Origin of the sequence: Nitrosococcus watsonii C-113 (genome assembly GCF_000143085.1) — a bacterium.
GTDB lineage: Bacteria > Pseudomonadota > Gammaproteobacteria > Nitrosococcales > Nitrosococcaceae > Nitrosococcus > Nitrosococcus watsonii.
Map to the genome: position 1 here is coordinate 655978 of NC_014315.1, position 11901 is coordinate 667878.

General features: G+C 47.0%; 13 protein-coding genes. 7 read left to right on the forward strand and 6 right to left on the reverse strand.

Annotated features, from left to right (window positions below; all coding sequences use genetic code 11):
* Window positions 1-53: 53 nt before the first annotated feature.
* The 5 genes from NWAT_RS03090 (at window position 54) to NWAT_RS03110 (ending at window position 4190) form a co-directional block, all read left to right on the forward strand.
* Entirely contained in the window at window positions 54-797 is a 744-nt protein-coding gene (locus tag NWAT_RS03090; protein ID WP_013219693.1) for a methane monooxygenase/ammonia monooxygenase subunit A, read from the forward strand.
* A gap of 65 nt (window positions 798-862) precedes the next feature.
* A complete protein-coding gene (locus tag NWAT_RS03095) occupies window positions 863-2113 on the forward strand; it encodes a methane monooxygenase/ammonia monooxygenase subunit B (RefSeq protein WP_013219694.1) in 1251 nt (416 codons plus the stop codon).
* A 235-nt stretch (window positions 2114-2348) separates the two neighbouring features.
* Complete coding sequence (locus tag NWAT_RS03100; protein ID WP_013219695.1) at window positions 2349-2912, forward strand: hypothetical protein; 564 nt, start codon at window positions 2349-2351, stop codon at window positions 2910-2912.
* A gap of 252 nt (window positions 2913-3164) precedes the next feature.
* Window positions 3165-3677, forward strand: coding sequence for a hypothetical protein (locus NWAT_RS03105; protein WP_013219696.1), 513 nt, complete (start codon window positions 3165-3167; stop codon window positions 3675-3677).
* Between the two features lie 75 nt (window positions 3678-3752).
* Entirely contained in the window at window positions 3753-4190 is a 438-nt protein-coding gene (locus tag NWAT_RS03110) for a hypothetical protein (RefSeq protein WP_013219697.1), read from the forward strand.
* Between the two features lie 37 nt (window positions 4191-4227).
* On the opposite strand, the gene trpC is transcribed toward NWAT_RS03110, so the two are convergent.
* The 6 genes from trpC to rpe form a co-directional block, all read right to left on the reverse strand.
* Window positions 4228-5022 carry an indole-3-glycerol phosphate synthase TrpC gene (gene trpC, locus NWAT_RS03115; protein WP_041350857.1) on the reverse strand — a complete coding sequence of 265 codons (795 nt, stop codon included), beginning with the start codon at window positions 5020-5022 and terminating at the stop codon, window positions 4228-4230.
* Between the two features lie 33 nt (window positions 5023-5055).
* On the reverse strand, window positions 5056-6072 hold the full coding sequence (gene trpD / locus NWAT_RS03120) for an anthranilate phosphoribosyltransferase (protein ID WP_013219699.1): 1017 nt from the start codon (window positions 6070-6072) through the stop codon (window positions 5056-5058).
* Window positions 6073-6103: 31 nt separating this feature from the next.
* Window positions 6104-6685, reverse strand: coding sequence for an anthranilate synthase component II (locus tag NWAT_RS03125; protein WP_013219700.1), 582 nt, complete (start codon window positions 6683-6685; stop codon window positions 6104-6106).
* 11 nt (window positions 6686-6696) lie between these two features.
* A complete protein-coding gene (trpE, locus tag NWAT_RS03130) occupies window positions 6697-8175 on the reverse strand; it encodes an anthranilate synthase component I (protein ID WP_013219701.1) in 1479 nt (492 codons plus the stop codon).
* A 126-nt stretch (window positions 8176-8301) separates the two neighbouring features.
* Complete coding sequence (locus NWAT_RS03135) at window positions 8302-8979, reverse strand: phosphoglycolate phosphatase (RefSeq protein WP_013219702.1); 678 nt, start codon at window positions 8977-8979, stop codon at window positions 8302-8304.
* 47 nt (window positions 8980-9026) lie between these two features.
* Complete coding sequence (gene rpe, locus NWAT_RS03140) at window positions 9027-9698, reverse strand: ribulose-phosphate 3-epimerase (protein WP_013219703.1); 672 nt, start codon at window positions 9696-9698, stop codon at window positions 9027-9029.
* Window positions 9699-9948: 250 nt separating this feature from the next.
* Between rpe and NWAT_RS03145 the strand changes: the two genes are divergently transcribed.
* Complete coding sequence (locus NWAT_RS03145) at window positions 9949-10416, forward strand: SUF system Fe-S cluster assembly regulator (protein WP_232420191.1); 468 nt, start codon at window positions 9949-9951, stop codon at window positions 10414-10416.
* Between the two features lie 15 nt (window positions 10417-10431).
* Window positions 10432-11880, forward strand: a complete 1449-nt coding sequence (gene sufB / locus NWAT_RS03150; RefSeq protein ID WP_013219705.1) for a Fe-S cluster assembly protein SufB — start codon at window positions 10432-10434, stop codon at window positions 11878-11880.
* The last annotated feature ends 21 nt before the right edge of the window (window positions 11881-11901 follow it).

Sequence of the window (11901 nt, forward strand, 5' to 3'; positions counted from 1 at the left end):
ATCATAAATTAGTTTAAATAGAACCCTTAATATTTTTTAGGAGGGCAGGTTTAATGAGTGCACTTACGTCTGCGGTTCGTACACCGGAGGAAGCTGCTAAAGTCTCTAGAACGCTAGATTTTTTAGCCTTAGGGGCTTTCTTTGGTATTTTATTGGCTTCCCATCATGTTCATGTCATGCTTTTAATGGGTGACTGGGATTTCTGGGTTGATTGGAAAGACCGGCGCTTTTGGGTCACCGTGGTTCCCATCGTATCGGTAGCTTATCCTGCTGCCGCACAGGCGTTTTTCTGGGAGAAGTTCCGCCTTCCCTTTGGCGCTACCCTGGTAACGCTAGGAGTGTTAGCGGGTGAGTGGGCTAACCGCTACTTTAATTTCGTAGGGTTCACCTATTTCCCCATTAACTTCGTATGGCCAACCATCCTGCTGCCCATGGCGTTGTTCTTGGATGCCATGCTTGCGATCTCCAAGAGCTACGGCTTGACAGCGGTAGTGGGTGGGCTGATGTACGGCTTGTTGATGTACCCTGCTAACTGGCCGCTGCTTTCAGCATTCCATGTGCCGGCTGAGTACAATGGAGTAGTCATGTCCTTGGCCGATGTCGCGGGGTATCAATACGTCCGGACCGGCACCCCCGAGTATATTCGGATGGTTGAGAAGGGTACCTTGAGAACGTTTGGTAAAGACGTGGTCCCGGTGTCAGCCTTTTTTGCGGGTTTTGTTGCTATGGTCATGTATTTCGTGTGGCACTTTGTCGGCCGCTGGTTCTCCAAGGATTACAGTGTCGACCAAGTGTAGATATCGTGTGCGATAAGAGGATAACAACTCTAAAAATTCTAAAACATAATAGAGAGATGGAGAACATGAAAGGTACCCATATAACAAATCGAGCCAAAAAATGGCTAGCCATTGGGTTTACTGCGGTGATAGCCTCAAGCGTTTTCTATATTCCGACAGTGGCCGCCCATGGTGAGAAGGCGCAGGCAGCCTTCCTGCGCATGCGGACAATTCATTGGTATGACATGGTATGGTCCAAGGATACCATTGCGGTTAATGAGACCTATACCATAAGCGGCAAGTTCCGGGTTTTTGAGGATTGGCCGGAAGCAGTCGAAGTACCCCATGTGTCCTTTTTAAATGCGGGTCAACCCGGACCAGTCACAACCCGGCTCACTTCTTATATCAATGGTATGTTCGTCCCTCGGTCGATAGGCCTTGAATTAGGCGGCGATTACGAGTTTGAGATGACGATGCAAGGGCGCCGTCCTGGCACCTGGCATGTGCATACTCTGCTAAATGTCCAAGGTGGGGGACCGCTCATCGGTCCAGGTAAATACATCACCATTACTGGAGATATGGCAGACTTTGAGAACAAAGTCACAGATCTAACCGGTAATACGGTCAACCTGGAAACCATGGCCACGGGTACGGTTATTGGCTGGCATCTATTCTGGTACGTACTTGGTATCGCCTGGATCGTGTGGTGGGCCCGTCGCCCCATGTTCTTGCCCCGCTACATGAGAGTAGAGGCGGGAGAGGCTAATGATCTAGTGACCGCCCAAGACAAAAAAGTGACTATCGGTGTTCTTGTGGGCGTCCTGCTCATTGTTTTGTTCGGCTATAAGAGTGCTGAGGAAAAATTCCCAGTCACTATTCCTTTGCAAGCTGGGCTGCTGGGCACTATTGAGCCGTTGCCGGTAGATTATAATTCGATGGTAAGCGCTAAAGTGCTTAAGGCTAACTATCGGGTGCCGGGGCGGACTATCACCATGACGGTTGAGCTCACTAATCATACTGATCAGGTGCTTTCTATCGGTGAGTTCAATACGGGAGGCATCCGCTTCATGAATGCCAATGTGCGGAGCGATGATACAGGTTATCCTGAGGAGTTGCTGGCGCCGGAAGGGCTGGAAATGAGCCAGCAGGATATCGCTCCGGGTGAAACTGTGGTTGTTGATATTTCCGCCACCGATGCTGCTTGGGAAGTGCAGCGTATGGCTGACGTTATTTACGATCCAGACAGCCGCTTTGCGGGATTGATATTCTTTATTGATCCAGAGGGGAATGAGATTCCGATACCTGTCGGTGGTCCATTAGTTCCTACGTTTGTCTAGGGGCAGTATTTTAAACTATCCTATATTGTGTGTGGTGTGTATGTGCTGCATAGATATAAGTAGGTTGAATTGCTCGCATTGACTTAAAAAGGCTGGCCCTTCGTCCTATCGCTGGACGAAGGGCCGGTTGTTTGTTGGTCGTCCTTTCCATTTCTTTTTTTACCTTGTGGCTCAGTCTTTTCAGGCTCTGGAGCTGCGTTTTAATCAACTCCTCAGGGCAAAAAGGTATTGGCTTATGAAAAAAATACTACTTAGCTGCCTTCTATCGTTAGGATTGCTGTTGCTAAATACCTCCGCCATGGCTCATGGGGGAGGAGGAATTGAAGTAGATACGTGTGTTGTTAATATCGGTAGTTACCGGATGCATTTTTCTGCTTACCAACCAGAAACCTCTGGTGGTGAAGAGTTGTGCTGGGATTTGCCGATGACGGGAAGCACTATTTTAGTGTTTGATTTAGTGGATAGAATATTGCGTGATCGGCCGGTTGAAGTTCGGATTGTTGAAGAACGGAAAACGGCTGCTGGTCCAGCGAATTATAAAACTATAGTAGAGCGGCCCGCTCAAAAATATCCAAAGGGAACCATTGAGCTTGATACCGAGTTTACTAAGGCAGGAGCGTATACTGCGGTAGTTATTGTTGGTGGTGAGCAGGCGTTGGTCTTCAAAACCCCTATCCGAGTGGGGCTTGGGGGAGGTCAAGATTTGCAATGGATTGCCTCGATCGCTGGTGGTGCCCTTATTCTGGGGCTTGCTTTTTGGTATAGCCGCCGCCGCGGAAAGGAAGCAAAAGCAACCTAGTTTCAAGCTAATTGGAATTAGATACTTTAAAAAATTCACGGCATTCAATTATTGAAATAATTGAATGCCGGTGAGTTCCAGTTGTCTGCTACCCTACGTAGCATGCTAAATTGGATAATCTATGCAGAAGTTGATAATCTAATGCTTGTTATGTTGGTATAACCGAATACCTTGGGTAATAAAAATTCATGCTAGCGGCCTGTTTGTCCTAATGGGCTATCTCATTACTAGTCGATAGAATAAGGAGCTTAGATGAAACGGTTTCTCTTGATGTTATGTGCAGCTATTCTTGCTTTAGGGTTGGCGGCTTGCCAATCAGGTGGTCCAAGCGTGGAGGATTTTGGGCTCGCGGGAACCTGGATGACAAAGTTTGAACCTGAGCAGGAAAATGGTGGAACCTTGGAAACTAAAGGAGAAATTAACTTCTCCGGCAATACTTACAAATACTCTTGGTTTAAAAAACTTATCGCTGAAGATGGTTCTATAGTTTATGATTGGTCGGAGACTGCAAGAGAAACTGGAAGCGTTTCTGTATCCTCTGACTATATGGAGTGGACGGCTAATTCTTACGGTACCGCAGAATATAATAAAGGGACCAAAAGTTGGAGTCCAGTTAACATGAAGTCTACTACTAATGATTATGCCATCTACTATACCCTTGAGGGTGATAAGCTTACCATAAAGGAGGATTACAACCTAGATGGTGATTTTGATGACGTAATTGGAGGCCTACCTGAAACTGCTGTTTATACTAAAGAGAAATAATTTCCTATGGAGAGGCATAGGTATGCCTCTCCTAAGCCAAACGTTTAATTTTTGGCTTTTAAGGTATTTTTTATAATGAATGAAACCCGAACTCGTCTAGAGCAGCGTCATCCCATAACGATTTTTCTATCTATTTTTCTTGCCATTGCCTCTGGTATCGCCTTAATAGGCTATCTTTTTACCATTACAGGAGCTAAAAGGCTTTCTCTTGAGCAACAATTGATGATCGACACTCTGGCGTGGCCGGAGATAGGATTAACCTTATTAATTAATGCCACAATTTTTATTGCGGCACTAGCTCTTTATCTTCACCGTCGGTTTGCCCTTTATTTTTTTGCTGCTGCTATAGTAGCTGATCTTGGGAAGCTTTTATTTATAGCTTTTAAAAAGGGTTCCTTGGCTGCGGTTTTTTCAGCGGGGGTAGGTGGAGAGGGATTACTCTTAGTGTTGGGAATATTGCTTGCTACTTGTGCCTATACTTGGCGCCTTTACCGCATTGGAATGCTAGATTAGAAAGGATAAGCTCTTCCTTGAGTATCACCTTCGTACTTCAGAGCAATGCCGTAAGTTTAGCTATGGGATCTTCCGCTTTCATGAAGGCTTCTCCGATAAGAAAGGCGTTAACCCCATTTTTTTTCATCTTTCTTACATCTGCGGGACTATGAATCCCACTTTCTGTGACTACTAAACGCTCAGGAGGTATCTGGGGGAGTAAGTCAAAAGTAGTTTCTAGCCTTGTTTCAAAGCTTCTTAAATCACGGTTATTAATGCCGATAAGTGGTGTGTCGAGAACTAGCGCCCGCTCTAGCTCTTCGGAATTATGCACTTCTATAAGTACATCCATATTTAAGTGCTCGGCGAGTTGAGCCAGCTCGAGCATAAGGGCATCACCCAAGGCTGCTACAATAAGTAGAATGCAGTCGGCGCCTATTACCCGTGATTCATAGACCTGATAGGGATCGATAATAAAGTCTTTTCGCAAAACAGGCAGATTACAGGAGCTGCGGGCCTTCTGTAGATCCCCCTCACTACCTCTAAAAAAATCCTGGTCGGTGAGTACGGAAAGGCAAGCTGCCCCTCCTTTTTCGTAGCTTTGGGCAATCGCTTCCGGATGGAAGGATTTACATAAAAGCCCCTTGCTAGGGGAAGCTTTTTTAATTTCAGCGATGACAGCAGATTGCTGCTCGCTTATCTTTTTGGTCAGGGCTTTAAAAAATCCGCGTACTGGGGGCGATTCTTCCACTTGTTGGCTAAGTTCTTGGATTGAAAGTTTCTGGGCACGTTCGCTGATTTCCTCGGCTTTCCGCTGCAGAATCTTCTTCAACAGATTGGGTATCTCGCTCATATCACGGGTACCTTCCATACTATTATTAGTTGGCTAACAGCCCTGAGTAAATGTAATTAAAGCGGTTAATTTCTCTTGGGCTTTGCCTTCGGAGAGAACTTTTAATGCTTTATTTACGCCTCTTTCTAGCGTTGGGGTTAGATTGGCTGCATAGATAGCTGCCCCTGCATTCAAAGCGACGATATCACGGGCTGGGCCAGGCTGGTTTGCCAGAACAGAGCGTAAAACATCGAGGCTTTCTTGCGTGCTGTTAACAGCCAGAGATTTCACGGGGGCCCGCTTGATGCCAAATTGCTCGGGTGTGATGAAATAGCTTGTAACAGTCCCATCTCTTAATTCAGCAATCTGAGTTTCTGCTCCAATACTAATTTCATCCAAGCCGTCTTTAGCATGGACAACAAGCACATGCTGGCAGTCTAAACGGTGCAGAACCCAAGCAAACGGCTCCAGCCATTCTTCACTAAAGACCCCTGCTACTTGATTAGGAATATGGGCTGGGTTGGTTAGAGGCCCTAAGAGGTTAAATAAAGTGCGAATTCCCATTTCCCGTCGTGGAGCTATCGTGAATTTTATGGCGCCATGATGGCAAGGGGCGAACAGGAATCCCACGCCAAGTTCCTCAATACAGTAGGCAATCTGTTCGGGGGTAAGTTCGAGTTTAATACCAGCCGCTTCAAGTACATCAGCACTGCCGCACTGGCTGGAGACAGAACGGTTGCCATGCTTGGCGACTCTGCCTCCTGCCGCGGCAACAACAAAAGCGCTGGCCGTCGAAATATTGAAAGTATTAGCGCCGTCCCCACCAGTACCACAGGTATCGACAAGGTGGGGGCCCGTTACCGTCACCTTAGTCGCTAGCTCCCGCATCACCTTGGCAGCAGCGGCGATTTCCTCCACCGTTTCTCCTTTCATCCGAAGCCCAATGAGCAAGCCGCCAATCTGCGCGGGGGTTGCTTGGCCACTCATGATGAGGTGCATGACCGATGTCATTTCCTCGCTGGTGAGGTTGCGCCCCGTGGTAACGGCACGAAGGGCGGTCTGAATATCCATCGCGTTTATGTAAAATCTTTAGAAATAATGCTCAGGTTCGTTTAAGAAAATTGAGAAGTAAACGGTGTCCTTGCTGGGTAAGAATTGACTCAGGATGAAATTGCACGCCTTCGATTGCTAGCTCTTTATGGTAAATGCCCATGATCTCATCTAGCTCCCCCGTATCGGTTTTAGTCCAAGCGGTGATTTCTAAACATGGCGGAAGGCTCGCCTGATCAATAACTAAAGAATGGTAACGAGCTGCCTCAAAGGGATCATCAAGACCTTGAAATATGCCTTGGTGATTGTGATGCACTTGTGAGGTTTTACCATGCATAATTGCCTTGGCATGCACTATTCGGCCACCAAAAGCTTGGCCAATACACTGGTGGCCAAGGCATACTCCCAATAGAGGGATCTTACCGGCAAAATGGCGAATAATGTCAAGAGAAATACCGGCTTCGTTGGGAGTGCAAGGGCCTGGGGAAATAACTAGACCTTTTGGACGCAGCCTCTCTATTTCTGCCGTATTGATTTGATCATTGCGAAAGACGCAAACTTCTTCGCCCAACTCACCTAAATACTGGACAAGGTTGTAGGTAAATGAATCATAATTGTCGAGCATAAGCAACATATTCAGCTCCCTTAGCGGAAGGAACCAGTTAGGCCGGCCTCGGCCAAGGCTACTGCTCGAAAGATGGCTCGCCCCTTATTCAAGGTTTCTTCCCACTCGCTCTGAGGTACCGAGTCATAGACGATTCCCGCGCCTGCTTGAATATGAAGAATCTGATCTTTAATGATTGCGGTACGAATAGCAATTGCTGTATCCACGTTGCCTGACCAAGCAAGATAGCCCACGGCGCCGGCATAGATTCCCCGCTGAATAGGTTCTAATTCATCAATGATTTCCATCGCTCGTATTTTGGGAGCGCCAGAGACCGTACCTGCAGGAAAAGTTGCGCGTAAGACATCCATGGCTGAGAACTCCGGTTTAAGTTGGCCGGTTACATTAGAGACGATATGCATAACATGAGAATAGCGTTCGATAAGCATTTTTTCGGTTACGCTGACACTGCCAATGGTGGCTATCCGGCCAACATCATTTCGGCCAAGATCAATGAGCATCCGGTGTTCTGCCAGTTCCTTAGGGTCAGCGAGCAACTCTTGTTCCAGCGCTCGATCTTCTTCTTCGCTCCTACCACGACGCCGGGTGCCAGCGATGGGGCGTACGGTAACCGCACTATCCTCTAGGCGTACTAGGATCTCAGGAGATGAGCCCACCACATGGAAGTCTTCTAGGTTCAAATAGAACATGTAGGGAGAAGGGTTGAGGCAACGTAGTGCCCGGTATAGGTTTAAGGGAGAGGCGGAAAAAGGCACCGAGAGTCGTTGGGAGAGCACTACTTGCATCACATCACCGTTAGTAATGTATTGACGCGCCTTATCGACTGCCGCCTTAAAGGCTTGCTCTGTAAACTCAGAGATAAAATCATCTTCTAGGACTATGCGGGAGGGAGCCATAGTATGGCGGGTAGGGACGCTTGCCCGTAGACGATTTTCTAGGATATCCAAGCGTTGTTGGCCTTTTGTGTAGTCTTCGGGGCCACAGTGAATAATAAGGTAGAGCTTACCACTCAGATTGTCAAAAACAACAATTTCGTTAGAAACAAGTAGCAGTATATCTGGCGTTTCCAAGGAGTCGGACTTTTTCCAATGGGCAAGCTTAGGCTCGATATAGCGGATCGTATCATAGCCAAAATACCCTACGAGGCCGCCTGTAAAGCGAGGCAAAGAGTCAATGGCCGGGATTTTAAAGCGTTGCTTAAAAGTTTCTACCCAGGCCAGTGGATCATGGGTATGATAAGTTTCTTCAATGCGGTGATCGGTTTCAACAACTATTTCATATTTCTGCACCTTAACTACCGTGCGGCACGGCAGGCCGATAAATGAATACCGGCCCCATTTTTCGCCGCCATGGACGGATTCTAGTAAATAGGAGTAAGGGCCATCAGCCAGTTTGAGATAAGTGCTAAGCGGGGTATCTAGATCAGCTAAAACCTCCCGTACAAGGGGAATATGATTATAACCTTGAGCAGCAAGCTGTTTGAATTGTTCGACTTTCATGGTTGTGGCTTCCAGCGTTCAGCGTTAAAAAATAACTTTGGCAGATTTAGTAGGAGATTAGTCCCACCATCGTTTTATTTTCCGCCATAAACTGTTCGTCTGGAAGTCAATAACCATGTTATGTTTCTAAGCCGCTTGGCTCAATAAGTTTTTGATCTCAGCTAAAGAATCGATGACACTATCCGGCTGGCTATCGCGGATATCCACGCCATGATTATAGCCATAACTGAGGCAGACAATCTGGAAATTAGCCGCCCTTGCTGCTTTTACATCACTAATGGAATCCCCAATCATCAGCGCCTTCTCAGGGGCGATACCGAAGTGGTTAGCCGCATGGAGCAAGGGGGCAGGATGAGGTTTTTTCTCCGGCAATGTATCGCCGCTAATGACTATCTCAAAATAGTCAATTATTCCTAGCTCTGTAAGTAGAGGATAGGTAAACTGGGACGCCTTATTAGTAACACAGCCTACACGATACCCTTGGGATTTTAACCAGGCTAATCCCTCGTTCACCCCCGGATAGAGATGACTACGCTTGCTTGTGTTATCTGCGTAGAGAGCCAGAAAAATGGTTTCAGCCTTTTGATACAAATCTTCTTCCGGTTCTCCCTCCATATTATCGACCAAGGCCCGCTTAATGAGCCGTTCTACGCCGTTACCTACCCATTGTCGGACTTTATTTTCTCCCCGCGGGGGCAGACCTAACTGCTCCATCATGGTATCGGTACAAAAGGTTAGATCCGGTACGCTGTCTACCAAAGTACCGTCCACGTCAATAAGAATCATTTCAGGTTGTTTCAGCATTTTCGCTATTTATTTTGTCTTCTGAAAATTTATATATTGTTCGTTTATTATCCTACCTTGGCCAGCTCAGCGCGCATCTCGCCAATGGTGGTCTTATAATTCTCACTTTGGAAAATTGCGGAACCCGCTACAAAGGTATCGGCGCCTGCCATTGCAACTTGCTGGATATTATCTATCTTGATACCGCCATCAATTTCAAGGCGAATAGGGTAGCCGCTGGCATCAATAATCCGCCGTGCCTCGCGCAATTTGTCGAGTGCCGTGGGGATGAATTTTTGCCCACCAAAACCTGGATTCACCGACATGATAAGTACCATATCCACTTTATCTATGACATATTTGAGATAATCGAGGGAAGTGGCTGGATTAAATACCAAGCCGGATTTGCAACCCTCGTCTCGAATTAGCTGCAGAGTCCGGTCAATATGTTCGGAAGCTTCCGGATGAAAAGTAATATAATTTGCCCCTGCTTTGGCAAAATCAGGGGCGATTCGATCCACGGGCTTTACCATGAGATGAACGTCGATGTCAGCGGTGATGCCGTGTTTGCGTAGGGCTTCGCAGACGAGAGGACCGATAGTTAGATTGGGGACATAATGGTTATCCATAACGTCAAAATGCACGATATCGGCACCCGCTTCTAATACTGCGGTCACTTCTTCCCCCAAGCGGGCGAAATCGGCTGATAGGATAGAGGGGGCAATTTTATAATCGGCCATATTTACTATACCTCTTTACAGAATATATTGGCTTTTGGAGTTGGGTAGTTTTCGGCTCAGTAAATTTGCGCACTTTACCCTATTATCGGTCATTTTTCAGCTTTACTCTGAAAAAAGCGGAAATTTACCCAGCAAAATTGAAAATCTTAAATTGACGCTTATCAGGAAATACTTTACTAAATTGCTTGGTTTTGAACTTAATTAGGACTATAATAGTCCTACATTAGGACCGGAGGCTCCTATGCTCCGCATGAGTAAAATGACCGATTACGCTATTGTGTTGATGACACGTTTGGCGATGGATCCGAAGGGCCAGCATGCCGCAACGGATTTATCCGCTCAAGTAGAAATGCCCTTGCCGACAGTGAGCAAAATCCTTAAACAATTGGCTCGGGCAGGATTATTAGTGTCGTCCCGGGGTGCCCAAGGCGGTTACAGTTTAGGAAAGTCGCCCGAGGCAATCTCAGTAGCCGAAATTATTACGATCCTAGAGGGACCTATTGGTTTAACGGAGTGCGTCAGCACACCGGGAGAGTGTGGACAGGAAGCCCATTGTGCCACCCGTGCTCACTGGGAACAGATTAACCAAGCGGTCTACGGAGCATTAAATGAGATTAAATTGTCTGATATGGTTCAACCGATGGGAGCATATCCTATCCGATTTCGCCAGCTTACCAGACATTCAAGACCGTTACCTACAGATAATACGACGAGATAACTGCGGGAGTAGGCTATGACTAATTCGACCCTTAAGGTTGAAAATCTTGTTCAAAAAGAATATCGAGCTGGTTTTATCACCGATATTGAGGCGGATTCTATTCCACCAGGACTCAACGAGAACGTTATTCGTCTCATCTCTAGCAAGAAGAATGAGCCAGAATTTATGTTGGAATGGCGCCTCAAAGCCTACCGTCATTGGTTGGAGATGAAAACGCCGGAGTGGGCGCATGTGCATTATCCACCCGTTGATTATCAATCCATTATTTATTATTCCGCGCCCAAGTCCAAAAAAGATGGTCCTAAAAGTTTGGATGAAGTTGATCCAAAACTACTTGAAACCTATGAGAAACTGGGGGTGCCGCTGCATGAACGGGCGCGGCTTGCGGGAGTTGCCGTGGACGCGGTCTTTGATAGTGTTTCGGTAGCAACGACTTTCAAGGAGAAGCTATCTGAAGCAGGCGTAATTTTTTGCCCCTTTTCCGAGGCGGTACGGGACCATCCCGAGCTGGTGGAAAAATATCTTGGCACAGTGGTACCCTGCCGGGATAATTTTTATGCTGCTTTAAATTCAGCCGTTTTTAGCGATGGCTCTTTCGTTTATGTGCCTAAGGGGGTTCGCTGTCCTTTAGAGCTGTCCACCTATTTCCGCATCAACGCTGCCCAAACGGGTCAATTTGAGCGCACGCTTATCATTGCCGATGAAGGCGCTCATGTTAGTTATCTCGAAGGTTGTACCGCTCCGATGCGTGATGAGAACCAGCTTCACGCCGCAGTGGTAGAGCTTGTAGCCTTAGGCAATGCCGAGATTAAATACTCCACGGTACAAAATTGGTATCCCGGCGATGAAGAAGGCCGGGGTGGAATTTACAATTTTGTGACTAAACGAGGGGCGTGCCGGGGAGCAAATGCTAAGATTTCCTGGACTCAGGTAGAAACCGGCTCAGCCATCACCTGGAAATACCCGAGCGTTATTCTGCAAGGAGATAACTCGGTGGGGGAATTCTATTCGGTTGCCCTTACCAATAATTTTCAGCAAGCAGATACCGGCACCAAAATGATTCATATGGGACGCAATACCCGTAGCACTATTATTTCTAAAGGAATTTCCGCTGGGCGAGGACAAAATGCTTATCGGGGATTGGTGCGGGTAACCCCCACTGCCGTGGGCGCGCGTAATTATACTCAGTGCGATTCTTTGCTTTTAGGAGATCGGTGCGGCGCCCATACCTTCCCCTACATTGAGGTGAAACATCCTTCGGCGCAGGTGGAGCATGAAGCATCGACCTCTAAGATTAGCGAGGATCAGCTATTTTACTGTAAGCAGCGGGGAATCTCCGCCGAGGATGCCATTTCCATGATTGTGAATGGCTTTTGTAAAGAAGTGTTCAAGGAATTGCCCATGGAGTTTGCGGTAGAAGCCCGAAACCTATTGAGCGTGAGTCTGGAAGGAGCAGTAGGCTAATAGTAAGAGTAAGAGGTTTTC